The sequence below is a fragment of the Micromonospora sp. LZ37 genome (assembly GCF_059359015.1).
This window is the reverse complement of record NZ_JCADBL010000010.1, coordinates 65,248-85,365: the sequence shown is the minus strand read 5'-3', so window position 1 is coordinate 85,365 and position 20,118 is coordinate 65,248. Positions and strand designations below refer to the sequence as shown.

Annotated in this window: 15 protein-coding genes and 2 pseudogenes; 8 read left to right on the top strand and 9 right to left on the bottom strand. The window is 70.4% G+C overall.

The features are described 5' to 3' along the window. Positions 1-110: 110 nt before the first annotated feature. Positions 111-1,313, top strand: coding sequence for a YncE family protein (locus AC5L3Z_RS20590; RefSeq protein ID WP_494844276.1), 1,203 nt, complete (start codon positions 111-113; stop codon positions 1,311-1,313). Between the two features lie 152 nt (positions 1,314-1,465). Here AC5L3Z_RS20590 and AC5L3Z_RS20585 read toward each other — a convergent pair. Next, a pseudogene (locus AC5L3Z_RS20585) lies at positions 1,466-1,588 on the bottom strand (GTP-binding protein); the annotation flags it as partial. Between the two features lie 84 nt (positions 1,589-1,672). On the opposite strand from AC5L3Z_RS20585, the gene AC5L3Z_RS20580 reads away from it, so the two are divergent. Continuing rightward, positions 1,673-2,074, top strand: a complete 402-nt coding sequence (locus AC5L3Z_RS20580; protein WP_494844275.1) for a hypothetical protein — start codon at positions 1,673-1,675, stop codon at positions 2,072-2,074. 116 nt (positions 2,075-2,190) lie between these two features. Here the strand turns inward: AC5L3Z_RS20580 and AC5L3Z_RS20575 are convergent, their stop codons facing one another. From AC5L3Z_RS20575 to AC5L3Z_RS20565, 3 genes are all read right to left on the bottom strand, one after another. After that, positions 2,191-3,402 (bottom strand): MFS transporter, encoded by a 1,212-nt coding sequence (locus AC5L3Z_RS20575; protein WP_494844274.1) that lies wholly within the window; start codon positions 3,400-3,402, stop codon positions 2,191-2,193. A gap of 75 nt (positions 3,403-3,477) precedes the next feature. Next, a complete protein-coding gene (locus AC5L3Z_RS20570) occupies positions 3,478-4,968 on the bottom strand; it encodes a CoA-acylating methylmalonate-semialdehyde dehydrogenase (RefSeq protein WP_494844272.1) in 1,491 nt (496 codons plus the stop codon). Next, on the bottom strand, positions 4,965-6,254 hold the full coding sequence (locus AC5L3Z_RS20565) for an aspartate aminotransferase family protein (RefSeq protein ID WP_494844270.1): 1,290 nt from the start codon (positions 6,252-6,254) through the stop codon (positions 4,965-4,967). Before AC5L3Z_RS20565 ends, AC5L3Z_RS20570 begins: the two co-directional genes overlap by 4 nt. A gap of 125 nt (positions 6,255-6,379) precedes the next feature. Between AC5L3Z_RS20565 and AC5L3Z_RS20560 the strand changes: the two genes are divergently transcribed. The 6 genes and pseudogenes from AC5L3Z_RS20560 to AC5L3Z_RS20535 form a co-directional block, all read left to right on the top strand. Beyond that, positions 6,380-7,984 carry a PucR family transcriptional regulator gene (locus AC5L3Z_RS20560; protein ID WP_334616655.1) on the top strand — a complete coding sequence of 535 codons (1,605 nt, stop codon included), beginning with the start codon at positions 6,380-6,382 and terminating at the stop codon, positions 7,982-7,984. Positions 7,985-8,221: 237 nt separating this feature from the next. Continuing rightward, positions 8,222-9,778, top strand: a complete 1,557-nt coding sequence (locus AC5L3Z_RS20555; protein WP_494844268.1) for an NCS1 family nucleobase:cation symporter-1 — start codon at positions 8,222-8,224, stop codon at positions 9,776-9,778. After that, a complete protein-coding gene (locus AC5L3Z_RS20550; RefSeq protein WP_494844266.1) occupies positions 9,775-10,617 on the top strand; it encodes a nitrilase-related carbon-nitrogen hydrolase in 843 nt (280 codons plus the stop codon). Before AC5L3Z_RS20555 ends, AC5L3Z_RS20550 begins: the two co-directional genes overlap by 4 nt. Then, entirely contained in the window at positions 10,614-12,017 is a 1,404-nt protein-coding gene (hydA, locus tag AC5L3Z_RS20545) for a dihydropyrimidinase (protein ID WP_494844264.1), read from the top strand. Before AC5L3Z_RS20550 ends, hydA begins: the two co-directional genes overlap by 4 nt. Before the next feature lie 12 nt (positions 12,018-12,029). Next, entirely contained in the window at positions 12,030-13,022 is a 993-nt protein-coding gene (locus AC5L3Z_RS20540; protein ID WP_494844262.1) for a TIGR03842 family LLM class F420-dependent oxidoreductase, read from the top strand. A gap of 30 nt (positions 13,023-13,052) precedes the next feature. After that, positions 13,053-13,257: pseudogene (locus AC5L3Z_RS20535) on the top strand (NF041680 family putative transposase); the annotation flags it as partial. Between the two features lie 268 nt (positions 13,258-13,525). On the opposite strand, the gene AC5L3Z_RS20530 reads toward AC5L3Z_RS20535, so the two are convergent. From AC5L3Z_RS20530 to AC5L3Z_RS20510, 5 genes are all read right to left on the bottom strand, one after another. Further along, positions 13,526-14,995 (bottom strand): dihydrolipoyl dehydrogenase family protein, encoded by a 1,470-nt coding sequence (locus AC5L3Z_RS20530; RefSeq protein ID WP_494844260.1) that lies wholly within the window; start codon positions 14,993-14,995, stop codon positions 13,526-13,528. Between the two features lie 614 nt (positions 14,996-15,609). After that, positions 15,610-17,619, bottom strand: coding sequence for a beta-propeller domain-containing protein (locus AC5L3Z_RS20525; protein WP_494844258.1), 2,010 nt, complete (start codon positions 17,617-17,619; stop codon positions 15,610-15,612). Between the two features lie 229 nt (positions 17,620-17,848). Beyond that, positions 17,849-18,295, bottom strand: coding sequence for a DUF6623 family protein (locus AC5L3Z_RS20520; RefSeq protein ID WP_494844256.1), 447 nt, complete (start codon positions 18,293-18,295; stop codon positions 17,849-17,851). A gap of 33 nt (positions 18,296-18,328) precedes the next feature. After that, a complete protein-coding gene (locus AC5L3Z_RS20515; protein WP_494844255.1) occupies positions 18,329-18,781 on the bottom strand; it encodes a hypothetical protein in 453 nt (150 codons plus the stop codon). A gap of 13 nt (positions 18,782-18,794) precedes the next feature. Next, positions 18,795-19,748, bottom strand: a complete 954-nt coding sequence (locus AC5L3Z_RS20510) for a DUF6623 family protein (protein ID WP_494844253.1) — start codon at positions 19,746-19,748, stop codon at positions 18,795-18,797. Positions 19,749-20,118: the final 370 nt, after the last annotated feature.

Sequence of the window (20,118 nt, the reverse complement as noted above, 5' to 3'; positions counted from 1 at the left end):
CCGCCCGCGCCTGACGGGTTCCAGGGACGGGGGTGGAACCTCGGCGGGTGTGGCGGTGTCACCGGGACATGCTGGCAACGACAAGGATCTCGCGTCGCACACTTCTGACCGTGCTCGCCGGTGCGGGCACCGCGGCGTTGGTCGGCTGCGATCGAGCTCGGCACCCGGGTCAGGCCGGTGCCGTCACGATCCCCGACCCACTGCTCGTCGAGGTCGACGACGGGCTCGGCCTGCTGCGTGGTGCGGACCGGCAGACGTTCCCGCGTGCTCTCGCCACCGCCGACGGGCGGGCGATCTACGCGACCGCGCCCGAGCGCGCCGACACAGCCCTGTGGCGGATCGACACCGCCACGGGCGGCACCTCCACCCGGGTCAAGCTGCCCGGACGCTGGGTGCCGCAGGCCGTCTCGGCCAACGGTACGGTGGCGCTCACGTCGAACGAGGTGAGCGCCACCGAGGGGCGCCCGGCGGGGCGGGACGTCACCCCCGTGCTGATCGCCGACGTCACCGGCGTCCGACACCGGCTGGAGTTGCGGGGCAACTTCGTACCGGAGACGTTCACCGCGGATCTCGGCGGGCTCTTCGTCCTCGAGTGGCTCCCGGCGACGGCGCCGGACCGCTACCGGGTCCGCGTCGTCGATCTCGCCACCGGGGCGCCCGGCCCGCTCCACACCCGTGCCAAGGCGCCGGTGCCGCCCGGCGCCGAGGAGGAGATGCGCGGCGACGGACGCCAGGCCGTGCTCTCGCCGGACCGCACCACCCTCTACACGCTCTACACCCACCAGCCCGACCACCGGCACACCCGCGACCTGGTCAGCGGGCGGCCGGGCGACGTGCACGCATTCGTCCACACGCTGCACCTCAGCGAGCGCTGGGCGTACTGCATCGACCTGCCCCATCCGTTCGGTGCGGCGGCGGCGATCGGCCACGCCATGACGATCAGCCCCGACGGCGGTCGGCTCTTCGTCGCCGACGTCACGTCGGGCACCATCGCCGAGATCGACACCGCGGAGCTGAGCGTACGCCGGACGGACACGCAGCCCAGGGGCGTCGGGACCGCACACGCCGCCGCCGACAGCGACCGCCTCTTCATCGGCGCCGGCACGGCGGTACGGACGACGGATCTCACGCGCCCCGGCCGCGCGGCTGACTGGCGGGCCCGCGAACCCGTTTCCGGCCTCGTGCTGAGCCGGGACGGCAGACGCCTCTACGTGGGCCAGAACGCCGGCGTGAGCTGGCACGATCCCGGCACCGGCACCGAACTGGGCCGCGTCGCCGTCCCCCGCCTCGTCGGCCTGCACGGGCTGGCCTGACGTGGGCATCCCCGCGTCCGGGGGTGCCGAGTCGACCGGAAAGTCACCGGCGAAGGACTGCGGCCTGCGCGGCCGGTCGAACGGTGACGAGGAACATGGCCAGGGCGACGACCTGGATGGCGGCGACGGTGACCAGCCCGACGACGGTCGCGGACGGTGCCGAGCTCGCCGATGTCGCCGACGGCGTGCAGCAGGCGTTCGGTCAGGCTGGTCTTCCCGGCGTCAACATGCGCCAGGATCCCGAGTCTCCGGTCAGCGGGGACGCTTGCTGGCACCTCCTACCGTGATGGCGCTGCCGTCCCGGGTGGTCGATCTCGGACGGCAGGCCCACCCCGAGATGGACGTATCAGGAGCCCCCGGTGAGAAGCAGGAAGTTCAGTTCCGTGGCGACAGCCATCGCCCTCGTGGCCCTCACGGGATGCGGCAGCGACGGCGACGCGGAGAAGGAGTACGTCAAAAAGCTGACCAAGGCCGGGTTCGACTCGGTGAAGGTGTCCCCCGAGACGAAGACGTCGATGCGCAAGAACCGGAAGCGCACGAAGACCATCGCCTACAACTTCACCTGGACCGCGAACACCGACGCCGACCCGGCCACCTGCGAGGTCACCCTCCGGCATCCCGCCTACTCGTCCGGCAGCCTGCGGGGGGACCACTGGAACATCGAGGAGGTCAACGACGAGGACGTCGAGGGCTGGGGCGGGGAGAGTCCCGGCCCGGAGACGGTACGGCGACTGCTGCGGGAACACCGCTACGACTGTTGAGGCCGTGGTGGAGGCGGGCATCCCGACGCGACGCCGGCGGGTTTGGTCAGCGGCCCTGGCCGCGGGTGCGAAGGCCGTCGTGGTCGGCGCGGAGCAGGCAGCGCCGACCACTGGCATCACCGGCGAACAACTCGGGCCTGCGCGCCCGGTCGAACAACGACGAGGAACATGGCCAGGGCGACGACCTGGATGGCGGCGACGGTGACGATCACGGCGGTGATCGAGTAGTCGTAGAGGGCGCCGGTGAGCAGCCCACCGACCAGGGTCGCCCCGCCCAACCCGGCGGCGAAGACGCCGTACGCGGTGCCCCGTCGAGCGGCGGGGACGATGTCGGCGATGGCCGCACGCATGGTCGATTCCTGGATGCCGAGCACGGCGCCCCAGGCCAGGACCCCGACGACCGCGGTCGCCGTGGTGGTGGTGAACGCCGCCAGCGGGATCAGGGCGGTCAGGACGGGTACGGCGGCCAGTACCCGGAAACCGGCCCGGTCGTACAGCCACCCGGAGGCCAGCGCGGCGATCGCGTCGATGCCCATCGCGGCGGCGTACACGACCGGCACCGCCGCCACCGGTACGACGTGTCGGGTGGCGAGGTGGAAGCTGAGCACGCCGAAGGTGGCGAAGCCGGCCGTGGTCAGCACCGTGAACGCCAGGTAGGTCCAGAACACGCGGGGCAGCCGGGCGGACGGCGGGGCCGGCGCTGCGCCGGGTCGCGGGCCCGGCTCGAAGCGACGCGGGTCGGGCACGCCGGCGCGTAGCCACAGCAGCAGGAGCACTCCCGCCACGCCGGGTACGGCCAGGGTGAGGAACGCGGGTCGGTAGTTCTGAGCGGTGGCGGCCAGTACGGCGGCCACCAGTAGCGGCCCGACAACGGCGCCGGCCTGGTCGAGGGCCTCGTGGACGGCGAAGCCCTTGCCACGGCCCACTGCCGCAGCGGCGTTCGAGAGCATGACATCCCGCGCCGGACCACGGATCGCCTTGCCGGCACGCTCGGCGATGAACAGCGCCGCGGCCAGCCACAACGCGGTGGCCAGCCCGAGGGCGGGCACGGCGACCATGGTCACGGCATAGCCGACCAGGACGAGCGGCCAGTAGGCGCGGGTCCGGTCCGCGAGGGGTCCGGTGGCCAGCCGCCCGGCCAGGGCGGTCGCCTCGCCGGCGCCGGTGACCAGCCCGACGACCGTCGCGGACGCGCCGAAGGTGGCCAGATACGGGCCGATGACCGACCGGGCGCCCTCGTACACCACGTCCGACAGCAGGCTGACGACACCGAAGGCGGTCACGAACCGCCACGGCGTCCACCTGGTGGTGAGCGCGGTGACTCTCACCCGTGCAGTCTGGCCCACCGGCAGGCTGCCCGGGCGTGGATCGGCCCAGCGGCCCCGGTCCGCCGACGAGCCCGCTCAGCTGTTCTGTGGGAAGCCGAGGTTCACGCCGCCGTGGGACGGATCGAGCCACCGGCTGGTGACCACCTTGGCCCTGGTGAAGAAGTGCACGCCGTGCGGCCCGTACGCGTGCGAGTCACCGAACAGGGAGTCCTTCCAACCCCCGAACGAGTAGTACGAGACCGGAACCGGGATCGCCACGTTGACGCCGACCATGCCGACCTCGATCTCGTTCTGGTACCGCCGCGCGGCGCCGCCGTCGTTGGTGAAGATGGCGGTGCCGTTGCCGTACGGGTTGGCGTTCACCACCTCGACCGCCGCGTCGTAGCTGGGGACCCGTACCACCGAGAGCACCGGACCGAAGATCTCGTCGGTGTAGATGGACATGTCCACGTCGACGTGGTCGAAGAGGGTCGGCCCCAGCCAGAAGCCGGCGTCGTCACCGTCGATCGGATGACCCCGTCCGTCGACCACCAGCTTCGCGCCCGCGGACCGGCCGGCGTCCAGATATGACCGCACCCGGTCACGGTGCGCCCCGGTGACCAACGGTCCCATCTCGCAGCCCGGGCGGCGACCGTCGCCGACACGCACCCCGGCGATCCGCTCGCTGATCTTGCCGACCAGCTCATCGCCGACCGGATCCACCGCCACGACGACGGAGATCGCCATGCAGCGCTCACCGGCCGAGCCGAAACCGGCCGAGACGGCGGCGTCCGCGGCGAGGTCGAGGTCGGCGTCGGGCAGCACGACCATGTGGTTCTTCGCGCCGCCGAGCGCCTGCACCCGCTTGCCGTTACGCGTTCCGGTCTCGTAGACGTACCGGGCGATCGGCGTCGACCCGACGAACGAGACCGCCTTGATCTCCGGATGCTCGAGGATCCGGTCGACCGCCTCCTTGTCGCCGTGCACGACGTTGAACACGCCGTCCGGCAGCCCGGCCTCGGCGAAGAGCTCCGCCAGGAAATTCGCTGCGGAGGGGTCCTTCTCGCTCGGCTTCAGCACCACGGTGTTGCCGCAGGCGATGGCGTTGGGCACGAACCACAGCGGCACCATCGCCGGGAAGTTGAACGGGGAGATCACCCCGACCACGCCGAGCGGCTGCTGGATCGAGTACACGTCCACCTGGGTCGAGGCGTTCTCGCTGAACCCGCCCTTGAGCAACTGCGGGATGCCGCAGGCGAACTCCACCGCCTCCAGCGCACGCTGTATTTCCCCCGCCGCGTCGGAGAGCACCTTGCCGTGCTCGGCGGTGATGATCTCGGCGAGGTCGGACTTCCGGGCGTTGAGCAGTTCGCGGAACGAGAACATCACGTTCGCCCGTTGGGCGAGGGAGGCGTTGCGCCACCGGGAGAAGGCTTCGCCGGCGGCGCGGACCGCCTCGTCGACGTCCGAGGCGCTGGCGAAGTCGACCTGCCCGCCGACCTGACCCGTCGCGGGGTCGTACACGTCGCCCGTGCGCTGGGCGGTGCCGGTCCATGCCTTGCCGCCGATCCGGTGCGTGATCCTCATGTCGACACCGTCTCGACCGCCTCGGCGAGGATGCCCAGCGCCTCGTCGGCCTCGTCCTCGGTGAGCGTCATCGGCGGCGCCAGCCGGATCACGTTGCCGTGCAGGCCGCCCTTGCCGACCAGCAGTCCGCGACTGCGCGTCTCCTCCAACAGGGCGGTCGCGGCCGCGGGGTGGGGTTCGCCGGCCGGGCCGACGAGTTCGAGGGCGAGCATCAGGCCCTTGCCGCGTACGTCGCCGACCACCGGATGCGTCGCGGCGACCGAGCGAAGGCCGTGGATCAGGCGGTTTCCCAGCTTCGCGGCGTTCGCCTGCAGGTCGTGGTCGAGGAGGTAGTCGAGGGTGGCGAGGGCCCCCGCGGTGGAGATCGGGTTGCCACCGAAGGTGGAGATCGAGTTGGCCTGCAGGCAGTCCATGAGTTCCGCGCGCGCGACGACACCGCCGATCGCCAGGCCGTTGCCGAGTCCTTTGGCGAAGGTCATCGCGTCCGGCACGACGTCGTGCGCCTGGATGCCCCAGAAGTGCTCGCCGGTGCGGCCCCAACCGGTCTGGACCTCGTCGGAGACGAGCAGGATGCCGTACTCGTCGAGCACCTTCTTGAACTCGCGGAACAGGCCGTCGGGCGGGGAGGCGAAGCCGCCCACGCCCTGGATCGGCTCGACGATCATGCACGCCACGTCGCCGGCGGTCGCGGTCTCGATCACCTCGCGCAGGTCGGCGACGCACGCCTTGACGTAATCAGCGTCCGACAGGTCCTTGAAGGGGCTGCGGTACCGGTAGCCACCGTGCACCCAGCTCACCCTGACCGGGCTGAGCTCACTGGCCGACCAGCCGCGGATGCCGGTGATCGCGACGGTGGCGAACGCGCGCCCGTGGTACGAGTTGCGCAGCGCGAGCACCTGCCCGCTGCGCCGGTACTGCGTGGCGAGCATCAACGCGGTCTCGTTGGCCTCGGTGCCCGAGTTCGTGAAGAACACCTTCGCGTCCGGGATCCCGGACAGCTGCGCGATCCTCTCGGCGAGCGCGACCTGCGACTCGATCAGGTACAGCGTCGAGGAGTGCAGCACGCCGGTGTCGATCTGCGCGCGGACCGCGTCGCTGATCTCGGCCACGTCGTAGCCGACCGAGTTGGTGAGAATGCCGCCGAAGAAGTCGAGGTAGGTGCGGCCCTCGCGATCGGTCACCCGGCGACCGCGCGCGCTGGCGATCTCGATCGGCTCCTCGTAGTAGAGGGCCAGCCACTTCGGCAGCACGGACCGGTGTCGATGCAGCAGCTCCCGATGCGCCATCGCGTCCTCCGTATCTCGTACCTCAGCCGAGTGTCCCGAGACTTCGGTGTCCGCCGCCACCGACAACCTGTACGGGTCGGTATCGATGGCGCTACGTTGTGTGCAACCGTCGCAGGGGAGGCGGCATGTACCCCACGGTCGCAGAAGCGGTGGCGCTGCCCGTGATCCGGCGCGGTCGGCCCCGCGTCGTCGCGGGGTCCGCCGGCATGCAGCGACCCGTCCGCTGGGTCCACGCGGCGGAGGTCGCCGACATCGCTCATCTGCTGCGCGGCGGCGAGCTCGTGCTGACCACCGGCATCGCGCTGCCGGACGAGGAAACGGCCCTGACGGCGTACGTGGACGACCTGGCCGCGGTCGGCGCGGCGGGGCTCGTGGTGGAGTTGGTCCGGCGCTGGAGCGACCACGTGCCGGACGCGCTGGTGGCGGCCGCGGAACGACACGGGCTTCCGCTGATCACCCTGGCGCGGGAGACCCAGTTCGTCTCCGTCACGGAGGCGGTCGTGGCGTTGATCGTGGACGCGCAGCTCGCCGAGCTGCGGGCGGCTGAGCAGGTGCACGAGACGTTCACCGCGCTCACGGTCGCCGGGGCGGAGCCGGCCGAGGTGTTGCGCGAGGTCGCGAGAATCTCCGGGCTGCCGGTCGTCCTGGAGACGCTCGGGCACGACGTGCTCGCGTACGACGCGGCCGGGCAGGACCCGATCGAGCTGCTGACCGACTGGGGGCGGCGATCCCGGTCCGTGGCGGTGTCCCAACGGACCGCCTACGACGAGGAAGCCGGCTGGCTGATCACCGCGGTCGGCGCGCAGGGCGCCGACTGGGGACGGCTGGTGCTGCTCTCGCCCGCCCCTCCCCCGCACCGTCACGTGGTGGTCGCGGAGCGGGCCGCGTCGGCACTGGCGGTGCACCGGCTCGTGGCACGGGATCGGGAGAGCCTGGAGCGGCAGACGCACCGGATGTTGCTCGCGCAACTGCTCGGCCAGGCCCTGCCTCCTCCTGATCTGACCACCCGCGCCGCCGCGTTGGGCGTCGCGCTGGAGCGGCGGAAACTGGTCGGGGTGGCGATCCGGCCGGGGAGCATCACGCCGCGCGCCCCCGCACTGGCCACGCAGGAGGTGTTGCGGGACCTCGCGGAGGCCACCGCGTTGGCCGCGCGGCGGGTGAGTGTGCCGGCGTTGGTGGGCGTCGTGGACGACACCAGCGTGCGCGCATTGTTGTCGTTGCCCGCGCAGGCGGCGGTCGACGCGGTCCTGCGGCGCCTGGCCAGAGAGGTGCACCGCTCGGCGGCCAGTGCCGTGGTGGTGGCCGTAGGGACGACGGTGTCGCAGGTGTCGGACGTGCGGCGCAGTCTGGGAGAGGCCGCGCACGTCGCCGGTGCCGCGCTGCGCTCCCCCGGCACCCAGCTCTACCACCGTTTGGATGACGTGCGACTGCGTGGCCTGCTGCACCTGCTGCGCGAGGACGAGCGCGTCCGGGCCTTCGCGCACCGGGAGCTCGGACCCCTGTTGGCGCGCGACGACAGCCAGGGCAGCCGGCTGGTGGAGCTGCTGCGCTGCTTCTGCGAGCAGGGCGGGAACAAGTCGGCGGCGGCCGCCGTGGCGCACCTGTCGCGTACGGCCTACTACCAGCAGCTGTCGCGGATCGCGCAGGTGCTCGGGGTGTCGCTGGAGGACCCGGAGTCGATGTTGTCGTTGTACGTGGCGCTGCTGGTGCACGAACTCGACGACGCCTGACAGGTCAAGGGTCCGGCAGGAGGCCCGAATCCATCCACCGCGGCGATTGACAGCTCCGCGCGGACGTGCCCGTGGACAGAGTGTGCCCTGATCATGGCAAGCGTGGACACTTTGCCGCTGCCCGTGACGGGTCCGGGACACCCACCATTCCGGTAAAGATCGTGCTGATCCGCCCCCACCCGCAGCACGCGCCGGTTCGACGGCCACTGTTGCGGCAGCGTGACAGGGAGGTGACCGATGGCCGTTGAACCCCTGCCCCCCGCCGAAACCACCGCGGCCGAGCCGGGCACACAGATCACCCATCCGGACGGCCGAGTCGAGTTGCGTGACTTCTCGACGATCGCCGACAGCCGCTACTTCAACGAGGAACTCGCCCCGGTTCCCATCGAGAAGCGCACCTGGAACACGTACAACTTCGCGGCGCTGTGGATCGGCATGGCGCACAACATCCCCACCTATCTGCTCGCCGCCGGGCTCATCCAGCTCGGCATGAACTGGGTGCAGGCGTTCCTCACGATCACGCTGGGCAATCTGCTCGTCCTGATCCCGATGCTGTTGAACAGCCACGCGGGCACGAAGTACGGGATCCCCTTCCCGGTCTTCGCCCGCGCGTTCTACGGCGTCCGCGGCGCGAACGTCCCGGCCCTGCTCCGCGCCTTCATCGCGTGCGGCTGGTTCGGCATCCAGACCTGGATCGGCGGCGAGGCGATCTACGCGATCGCCGGCAAGCTGCTGGGCTCCTGGTGGGTCGACGCGGCGACGGTGATGGACTACCCGTGGACGCTGTGGGCCTCGTTCCTCCTGTTCTGGGCGATCGAGATGGCGATCATCTGGCGGGGCATGGACACCCTGCGGCGCTTCGAGAACTGGGCCGCCCCGTTCGTCATCGTGGTCGCCGTCGCCCTGCTGATCTGGGTGCTGGTCGAGGCGGGCGGGCTCGGCCCGATCCTGTCCGAGCCGTCGAAGCTGGGGTGGGGCGCCGACTTCTGGAAGCTGTTCGCGCCGTCACTGATGGGGATGATCGCCTTCTGGGCGACGTTGTCGCTGAACATCCCCGACTTCACCCGGTTCGGCGGCAGTCAGCGGCAGCAGGCGTACGGCCAGGTCCTCGGCCTGCCGACCACGATGTCGTTCTTCGCCATCCTGTCGATCATGATCACCTCGGGCACGGCCGTCATCTACGGTGAGGCGATCTGGGACCCCATCCAGCTCGCGGCCAAGTTCGAGAACCCGGTGGTCGTGGCGCTCGGCCTGTTCACCGTCGTGGTCGCCACGCTGTCGGTGAACGTCGCGGCGAACACCGTCAGCCCGGCGTACGACTTCTCCAACGCCGCGCCCCGACTGGTGAGCTTCCGGACCGGGGGCCTGATCACCGGCGTGCTCGGCATCCTGATCCAGCCGTGGCGCCTGGTGCAGGACCCCAACATCTACATCTTCGTCTGGCTCGGGTTCTACGGCGGCCTGCTCGGCGCGGTCGCCGGCGTACTCATCGCCGGGTACTGGATCCGCTACCGCACCAGCCTCCACCTGCCGGCCCTCTACCGCCCCGAGGGCAGGTACTGGTTCTCCGGCGGGTGGAACCGGGCCGCCATCGTCGCCACCGTCGTCGGCGCGGTCCTCGCGGTGGGTGGCGCCTACTCCGCACCCGGTAAGGGGCCGTTCCCGTCCGACGGGCTCATCCCGTTTCTCAAGCCGCTCTACGACTACAGCTGGGTGGTCGGCCTGATCGCCGGGTTCCTCGTCTACCTGGCGCTGTCGATGCCGCGCACCGCGCACGCGAAGGGGGAGAAATGAGCAACATCATCCGAGCCGGGCTGGTGCAGCAGAAGTGGACCGGCGACAAGGAGTCGATGATCGCAGGAGCGGTCGAGGCCATCCGCACCGCCGCCTCGCAGGGCGCACAGGTGGTCTGCCTGCAGGAGTTGTTCTACGGCCCGTACTTCTGCCAGATCCAGGACGCGGACTACTACTCGTACACGGAGGCCATCCCGGACGGGCCGACGACCGCGCTGATGCGCGAGGTCGCCGAGCAGCACGGCGTGGTGCTGATCGTGCCGATGTACGAGCAGGAGCAGCCCGGGGTCTACTACAACACCGCCGCGGTGATCGACGCCGACGGCACCTACCTCGGCAAGCACCGGAAGAACCACATTCCGCAGGTGAAGGGGTTCTGGGAGAAGTTCTACTTCCGGCCGGGAAACCTCGGCTATCCGGTGTTCGACACCGCCGTGGGGCGCATCGGCGTCTACATCTGTTACGAGCGGCACTTCCCCGAGGGCTGGCGGGCGCTCGGCCTGGCCGGTGCGAAGATCGTTTTCAACCCGTCGGCGACCAGCCGCGGCCTGTCGGAGTACCTGTGGCGGCTGGAGCAGCCGGCGGCGGCGGTGGCGAACGAGTACTACGTCGGCACCATCAACCGGGTTGGTGTGGAGCCGCTGGGCGACAACGACTTCTACGGCCAGTCCTACTTCGTCGACCCGCGGGGTCAGTTGGTCGGCGACGCCGCCTCGGACACCGAGGAGGAGGTCGTCGTCCGCGACCTCGACATGGACAGGCTGGCCGAGGTCCGCGACCTGTGGGCCTTCTACCGCGACCGCCGTCCCGACACGTACGAATCGCTGGTGACGCCGTGAGCATCGTCATCCGCAACGGAACGATCGTCAACGCCACCGGGGCGTACCCGGCGGACGTGCTGGTCGAGGGCGAGCGGATAGCGGCGCTCGCCGCGCCCGACTCGGGTCTGGCCGAGCAGTGGGCGGCTGGTGCCGAGCGCGTGATCGACGCCGCCGGGAAGTACGTGGTGCCGGGCGGCATCGACGGCCACACCCACATGGAGATGCCGTTCGGCGGCACGTTCTCGGCGGACAATTTCGAGACCGGGACGATCGCCGCAGCCTGGGGCGGCACGACGACCATCGTCGACTTCGCCGTACAGGGCAAGGGCACGTCCGTGCTGTCCGCGCTGGACAAGTGGCACAGCAAGGCCGACGGCAACTGCGCGATCGACTACGCGTTCCACATGATCGTGTCGGACGTCAACGACACGTCGCTGAAGGAGATGGAGGCCTGCGTCGACGCGGGCGTCAACACGTTCAAGATGTTCATGGCCTATCCGGGGGTCTTCTACGCCACCGACGGGGAGATCCTGCGGGCGATGCAGAAGGCCCGGGACACCGGGTCGATGATCATGATGCACGCGGAGAACGGCATCGCCATCGACCAGCTCGTCGCGCAGGCGCTGGCCAACGGCCAGACCGACCCGGTGCAGCACGGCCTGACCCGGCCGCCCGAGCTGGAGGGCGAGGCCACCTCGCGGGCGATCGCGCTGGCCAAGGTCACCGGCGCGCCGCTGTACATCGTGCACCTGTCCGCCGCGCACGCCCTGGACGCCGTCACCCAGGCCCGCGACACCGGGCAGAACGTGTTCGCCGAGACCTGCCCGCAGTACCTGTTCCTCTCACTCGAGGATCTGGCCAGGCCCGGCTTCGAGGGCGCGAAGTACGTCGCCTCTCCCCCGCTGCGCCCCCGGGAGCACCAGGCGGAGTTGTGGCGGGGCCTGCGCACCAACGACCTGTCGCTGGTCTCCACCGACCACTGCCCCTTCTGCTTCAAGGACCAGAAGGAGCTGGGCCGGGGAGACTTCTCCAAGATCCCTAACGGGATGCCCGGCGTCGAGCACCGGATGGACCTGCTCTATCAGGGCGTCGTGAAGGGCGAGATCACCCTGCCGCGCTGGGTGGAGATCAGCTCCACCACGCCCGCCCGGATGTTCGGCCTCTACCCGCGCAAGGGCGTCATCGCGCCGGGCGCCGACGCGGACATCACGGTGTACGACCCCACGGCCCAGCAGACCATATCGGCCAGCACGCACCACATGAACGTGGACTATTCCGCGTACGAGGGCATGGAGCTGACCGGGAAGGTCTCCACCGTGCTGTCCCGAGGTCGGGTCGTGGTCGACGACAACGCCTTCCACGGCGCCGCCGGACACGGCAGGTTCCTGAAGCGCGATCTCAGTCAGTACCTGGTTTGAGAAGGAGGAGCGGTGGACTTCGGTGTCGTACTGCAGACCGACCCGCCGGCTCGCGACGTCGTCGCCGGCCTCACCGCCGCCGAGGACAACGGGTTCCGCTACGGGTGGACGTTCGACTCCTGCGTGCTGTGGCAGGAGCCGTTCGTCATCTACTCGCAGGTCCTCGCCGCGACCAAGCACCTGGTCGTCGGGCCGATGGTGACCAACCCGAGCACCCGCGACTGGTCGGTCACCGCGTCGCTCTTCGCCACGCTCAACGACATGTTCGGCAACCGCACGGTGTGCGGTATCGGCCGCGGCGACTCGGCCCGGCGGGTCATCGGCCAGCCGCCGGCGAGCCTGGCCACGCTGAAAGAAGCGATGCACGTGATCAAAGAGCTGGCCGAGGGCAACGAGGTCGCACACCACGGCACGCCGGTGCGCATCCCGTGGGTGCGGAACGGCCGGCTGGAGATCTGGATGGCCGCCTACGGGCCGAGAGCGCTGCGGCTGGTCGGCGAGCAGGCCGACGGTTTCATTCTGCAGACGGCCGATCCCGACATCGCCCGCTGGACGATCGGCGCGGTGCGCGACGCGGCCAGCGCAGCGGCTCGGGATCCCGACTCGATCACCATGTGCGTGGCCGCGCCGGCCTACGTGGGCACGGACCTCGCGCACCAACGGGATCAGCTGCGCTGGTTCGGCGGCATGGTCGGCAACCACGTGGCCGACCTGGTCGCCCGCTACGGCGACTCCGGGGTCGTGCCGAAGGCGCTCACCGACTACATCAGGGGCCGCGAGGGCTACGACTACGCACACCACGGCCGCGCCGGCAATCCGTCCACCGACTTCGTGCCCGACGAGATCGTCGACCGGTTCTGCCTCGTCGGCCCCGAATCGGCTCACGTCGACCGGCTCCAGGAGCTCAAGGAGCTCGGCGTGCACAACTTCGCCCTCTACCTCATGCACGACGACAAGGAGAGGACCCTCACCTCGTACGGCAAGAACGTGATCACGCAGGTCTGACGCGCCGGCCGTGCCGCCGCACGTGTCAGCGGCACGGACCAGACCGTCATGGTCCCTGGCTGGCCGTGGTCGATGGTCGTGGCGTTGGAGTGAGGCCCTGGTTCGTGGGCCGCGCCGTTTGGAGGCTGTCCGGTTGGCGCCGGGTGATGACGCGACGGCAGTCACCGCCGGGCACTGCGGGACATCGTGGGGCGGCTGATCGGCCGGCCAGCGGCAGGCGGGTGATTCGAACATCCCAGGTCCGCCGCTGGGACTCCTGGCACCGCCACGCCACCCTCGCCCTGGCCGCCCTCGCCGTCCTGGCGGTCTGCGCCGCCACCGACGGAGCCGACGATCCCACCGACAGCACATTGATCAAGCTGACCGTCAACGAAGTCCGCCGTCTGATCAACACCTTCATCATCCAGCCGATCCGCGACCTCGCTCACCGTCTGCGCTGGTCACAGTGGCGCACCAAGTCGACATCCAACACATGCTCGCGGTCGAACAGAGCCGGCAACAACTCAGGCTTCCGGGGGCAGCATCTGATCCTGCTGCCGACCCCGGTAGGTCTCCAGCAGCCTCAGCCAGACCTCACTGATCGTCGGGAACGCGGGCACGGCATGCCAGAGCCGTTCCACCGGCACTTCGCCTGCGACCGTGACGGTGGCCGAGTGCAGCAGTTCCCCGACGCCGGGCCCGACGAAGGTGACTCCCGCCACCGTGCCACGGTCCACATCCACCAGCATGCGGGCCTGGCCGCGATAGCCCTCGCCATACTGGTGCGCGCCCGCGACGCGTGCGATGTCGTAGTCGACCACATCGACCCGGCGTCCGGCCCGATCCGCCTCGCGCGTGGTCAGGCCGACGGACGCGACCTCCGGATCGGTGAAGACGACCTGCGGCACGGCCGCGCCGTCGGCGGTCGTGGCGTGCGCGCCCCACCTGGCGTCGTCGACCGGCTCTCCCTTGGCGCGGGCGCCGATGGCTGCGCCGACGATCCGCGCCTGGTACTTGCCCTGATGGGTCAGCAGTGCCCGGTGGTTGACATCGCCGGCGGCGTAGAGCCAGCCGTCGGCGACGGCGGTCACCCGGCCGGTGTCGTCCACGGTCAGCCAGTCGCCCGCGGTGAGACCGACGGTCTCCAGGCCGAGGTCCGCCGTCCGCGGGGCTCGGCCCGTGGCGAACAGGATCTCGTCGGCGACCAGTTCTGCGCCGTCGGCCAGCGTCATCCGCACCTCGCCGTCCTCGCGCGCCACGGCTGTCAACGAGGCCCCGAACCGGACGTCAACGCCGGCCTCCCGAAGCCCGTCCGCGACCAGCTCGCCGGCGAACGGCTCCATCCTCGGCAGCAGCCCGGCGTCGCCGCGGACCAGCATGGTCACCTGGGCGCCGAGCGCCTGCCAGGCGGTTGCCATCTCGACGGCCACGACGCCGCCGCCGACGATCGCGAGACGGCCTGGTACGTGGTCGGCGCTGGTGGCCTCACGGCTGGTCCAGGGACGTACGGTGTCGAGTCCGGGTGTGTCGGGCAGGGCCGCGCTGGTGCCGGTGCAGATGGCGACGGCGTGCCGTGCGTTCAGCCGGACGGTGTCGCCGTCAGGGGTCTGCACCGCCACCTGGCGGGGACCGTCGAGCCGGCCGTGGCCGCGAATCAGGTCGACGGAAACCGCATCCAGCCACTCGACCTGGTTCTCGTCGTTCCAGTACGCGGACATCTTGTCACGGTGCGCGAGGACCGCCTCGACGTCCAGCGGCCCGGCCACCGCCTGGCGCAGCCCGGGGACGCGGCGGGCGTCGGCGCGTGCCAGCACCGGCCGCAGCAGCGCCTTGCTGGGCTCGCAGGCCCAGTACGAGCACTCGCCGCCGAGCAGTTCGCGCTCCACGATCACGGTGCTGAGCCCGGCGGCGCTGGCCCGGTCGGCGACGTTCTCGCCGACCGGGCCAGCGCCGATGACGACCACGTCGTAGGTGCGGGGTGCCTCGTTCGTCACTGCCACCTCCATCACTGCGTCTGAAACTCTGTCAAGCTTGTGGCTTCCGCAGAAGCGGGGCCGCCGGGCCGAGGCGCCCTGGTCGTGTCTGCGGTACGCCGGCTCGCCGCCGAAGCGCCCGCTGATGCCGCTGCATGCCGGCGATGGTGCCCGAGGTCGCGCCTCGGGTCGCCGAGGGAGGGCCGTGAGCCTGGCCTGGATCTCGGCTGAACGCCGTTGTGCCCTGGTCCCCCGGTCGGCCCAGCCGCGCCACCGTACGGCGTATGGCTGTGGTCACGCTCAGGCCGCGGAGGGCGCCCCGGCGGCAGCCGCCTCTCGGTGCCTGGCCCTGCCTGCGACGCACTGGTCCTTCATCGGGAAGCGACCAGCCCACGGCCACCACCGCGGCGGCGAGGACGAACTCCAGGATGAGGTCCCAGCCGATGATCCACGCGATCAGCTCGAGGCTCACAACCAGTCACCTCACCGTCTCCCCGACCTGATGTTGCCCGGGCTCACGAATGACCCGAATCGTGACGAACAAACCTGGCGCGCCGTGCCAGCCGTGCCGGGCGACCTCCTCGCGCTCACCCGCGCGCTCGCGGTCCCGCCCGACCCGGACACCACCCTGCCGGTCACGCCGTACGCAGCCAGCCGAGGGTCTTCATGGTGGAGAGGCTGGTCGCCTTGAGGCCGGCGTCGGAAACGGTCCAGAGGACGCCGTCGACCACCAGTGACCGGCGGATCGGCGTCAGAGCCTCGGGACGCCCCGAGCCCAGCGTGTGGTCGACCGTGCCGACCTCGGTGAACCCGCCGTCGCCGACTCGCAGCGCCAGCGCCACGTTGCTCGGCAGGCCCGGGCTGCCCGCCACCCGCTGGTCGTTCACCGCACCAGGCTCGCCCACGGCGCCCGCGTCATGGACGGTCAGTGGGACCACGACCAGTCGTTCGGGCGGCCAGTATAGGAACGCGTGCGGGTCGAACTCCGCCTCGGAGTGCCCCTGCTCGACGTGATGCTGGGCGATCCGGGTCGGCTCGGCCGGCTCGGAGACGTCGAAGAGCGAGAGCTGGGTGCCCTGGACACGGCCCTGGTCGGAGGCCTCCTGCCCGACACCGAGCAGCCGTCCTTCGCCGGCCGGGTGCAGGTACGCCGAGTACCCGTTGATCTTCAGTTCGCCGCTCACCGTCGGCGCCCCCGGATCACGCAGATCGACGGTGTAGAGCGGGTCGGTCTGCCGGAAGGTGACGACGTACCCGGTGCCGCCGACGAACCGCACCGCGTAGATCCGTTCCCCCTTGCCCAGTCCGGTGACCTTGCCGACCTGCGTCAACGCCGTGCCGTCGGCGCGCAGGACGTAGACGCTCGACGTCGAGTTCGGCTTGTCGCCCCAGGTACGGCCCCTGGTGGTGGCCACCCTCAAGTGCCCGTCCCACTCCGACATGGCGTACTGGTTGACGAGCCAGCCCGGTACGGACGCGGCGGCGACGTACCGCGGGGCACCCGCGCCCGAGATGTCGAACTGATAGATCTCGGTGCTCTCGTCCCTGGGATCGGGTGCGACGTTCCGCGCGGTCAGCATCGGCAGTACCCGCCAGCGCTGGTCGTTGGCGACGTACAGCCGGGGTCCGTTGCTGTAGACGGTGTCGCCGTCGGCGATCACGGTGACCGGGTCGCCGGCGCCGAGCGTGGCCGCGCCGAGGTCGAAGCTGAGTACGGTCACCAGCGACGTGCCGGAGTAGGCGGCCGGCCGGCTCACCCGTTCGCAGCCGACCCGTCCCGCGCTGGTTCGCCCGCCGGAGGTGACCTCGTACCGGGGCAGCCAGTCGTCGGCGGTGGCGTTGTCGATGATCTCGCGGTTTGCCGCGGTGCGCTGCGCATCGGTGGCCCGTTCCCGATACGGGAAGTTCAGCCGGGGCGCGGAGCGGACCACGACCCGGACAGTCGTGCCCACCTGGCGGGCGTCCACCAGATCGCCGTCGATCCGGTACTCGCCAATGATCTTCGGCTCGCGGGACAGGTCGACCATGATCAGCCGGGGACCGACGATGCCGTCCGGCAACGGGGCGTCGCGCGGGCCGCCCTCGCGGACGGCCGGTTTCCCCATCCCGGCCCACCCGTCGCGGCGCAGCACCAGCGCCCGGTCACCGCGCAGCAGCAGGCCGTCCTCGGCCCCGCCAGATTCATCGGCACCCGGCGCCAGTTCCAGCTCTCCGGTCAGCCGGCGAGTGGCCGGGTCGACCACGTACAGCTTGCCGTGGCTCACGGAGACGATCCGCCTGCCGTCGGTCTTGACCAGGTCCGGTTCATCGACCCCGGCCTCGTGCGTGTTGGTGCCCGAGTAACCCTTGGCCGCCGCGTCCGCCCGCCCCGCCGCGCCCGCCGCGGCGGGCGCGGCAGCCGCTTCGGCGCGGCCGAAGGTACGGAGGTCCCCGTTCGACCCGAACCCCCAGGGCCCGACGTAGGCCTTGGCAGCCGTCTTCAGCTGCCGTAGCGCCTCCGGGCAGGAGTCGAACGCGACGAGCCGGAACCCGCCGGCCGGCACTCCCCGGTCACGGGGCGGCGCGGGGACCGGCTCCGCCGTACAGCCGGTGACCAGCGCCAGGCTGGCGACCAGGGCCAGTCCCACGACGCGAGCTGGAGTCATGACTCGGGGGACGCCGGTGGCGGCCGGTGGAGGGAGTACGTGGGCGCTGCTACCCGTCATGCCCCCTACGACGTGGCTACCCCGGGCTGGGTTCCCCGCATCAGACCCCGCGCCACGCGCGGCGGCGGCCACCGCCCGGTCCTTCACGTTCGCCGAAGGCGCGTCAGGTGGTGGCCGTCGCGTATGGAGGTATCAGAGCCGGCTACGCCGACGGGCGAGGATCAGCCGGCTAGGGCAGGAAGTCCACGCCGGCAGCGCTGATCTCCATGGTGTTCTGCTGGTCGGTCGAACCACTGAACCTAACCCCGAGCGTCACCCCGGCACCCCAGAAGACCTCGGGCCGATTCGGGACACCGAACCGATGCATTCCCCAGCCCGACGGCGCGAGCGACAACCCGTCGTGGGCGGCGATTCTCCTCTCGCCGTCGAATACGTGGACGTTGGTCACCGCGGCCTGGTTCGACTCGCATCGCAGCCGCACGAGCACCGAATCGAACGTGAGCCGGTTGCCGTTGACGATCACGGGGGTCGGGATGCCGAAATGCAGCCAGTTCGTCGTCCCGGGCTTGCCGATCAGCCGTACGAAGAAACCGGCCCGCCATTCGCTCTTGATGCGGTCGGGGAATTCGACGGCCAGACTGTGACCGTGGGCCCACATCGCCTTTTCCAAAGCCATTGCCGTCCCTCTCGTCGCGTTCCTGGTCGTCGCTCAGCGGTCGCTCAGCTTGCCGCGAGACAGATCGCGGATGGTTTCCGAGTCACTGGTGTCGGCCAGCCGCTCCAGGGATCGCTCGAGCGTCGGCGTGAGCGACGGGCCGAGCGAGCGGATGACCAGCTTCTCGACACCGACGTCGCCGGCGTCGATGAGCCGCTCCGCCACCCGGTTGCGGGCGTCCTCCGGCAGGTTCACCAGAGCGGACGCGGACGCGATCCGCAGAAGTGGCTTGTCGCTCGCGGCCGCCTCGTCGACCACCTCCTGCGCGGCGGCGTCGTCGAGGAGGCTGGCGGCGTAGACGGCCTTGCTGGCCAGCATCACGTTCTCGTCCCGGGCCAGGGCCCGCAGGTGCTCGGCCGCCTCCGGACCGGCGGCGGAGGCGATGGCCGGGTAGTCCGGCTCGTCCGCGCCCAGCCGACGGCGCAGTTCGTCAAGGGAAATCGCCATGTCTTCTCCCGCCTCACGGGTTGATCGTCAGTGCGCTGCCGCGCATGGTGGTGACCTCCGAGCTGGCGAGGTCAGGGGGCGGGTTGGTGATGTTGTCCGTGCCGTTGCCCGTCATGAGCCGGTTGTTGTCGTTGACGTGGCCGAGGCCCAGGACGTGCCCGACCTCGTGCCCGAGCGTCCACCGGCTCGCGCCGCTGGCCACCACCGCGCCCGGGCGCCCGTCGGGGTGCGCCGCGCAGCCGTTCAACGGCGGGTTCGTCGCCTGCACGAAGTACACGACGACGTCGTTCGCACCGACGTTGTTGCGGTTGCCGAACAGCGTGCGCTGCTCTTCCGTCGTCGCCCCCCGCCGGCATTCGCCGACGTCGACGACGTTGAGCGCCGGTAGGTTGAGGTTCTCGTCGCTCGCGCGAACCACCCGGAAACCCGCCGGCTCGTACGACTCCCGCATGCCGGCGACCATCTGGTCGATCGTGAACTCCGTCGGCGCGGTGAGGACCTTGACGTGCAGCCGGACTGTCTCGAGCAGCTTGAAGTCGCAGCCCGCGGCCGTGAACTCCAGGGTGTTCTGCGCGTCGCTGCCGCCGGAGAAGCGGACACCGACCGAGATCCCCACTCCCCACAGCACATCGGGCTTTCCGGGCACGTCGAACCTGTTCAGGCCGAACGCCGAGGGTGAGAGGTTGAGCCCGTCGTGCGTGGCGATGCGGCGCTCACCGTCGTACACGTGCACGTTCGTCACCACCGCGGCGGTGGAGCCGGCGCGAAAGCGCAGCATGACCGAATCCGTCATCTGTCGCTTGTCCTTCACGATGACCGGCGTCGGTATCGCGAAATGGAACCAGTTGGTCGTATTGGGCTTTCCTACCGCCCGGACGAAGAATCCAGCGCGCCACGTGCTGGCCAACGCTGCCGGATTTTCGACCCGCATGGTGTGTCCGTGAGTCCACATCGCCTGGGTAATCACAACAGCACCACCTCCTTGTCCTGTCCATCGAAGTTGAGAACGTGTGAGGTGAAAGCCTGGGATCAGGAAAGTGAATCGGCCGATTCAGCGATCTACAGCTTACGCAGATCCGCAGCCGGGTCTATCAGGTCGGTGACAGATCAATTTCGATTGAATCGCGGGGAGCGGCCCCACCAATAATTGGATGAACCACTGCCGGAAAGGCCGATGGCGTGCGCCGGTGCGGGCTGCGATCCGGCCCCGCCGAGGCGCACGTTTCCGTGGCGGACGGCCCCGAAGAGCAGCAAAACGGGCAGCCGTCCGGGCAGCGCAAGCTGCTGGTCGCGGACGAGGCGGGCCAGCCTCACCGTCCCGCCGCGCTGACGACGGC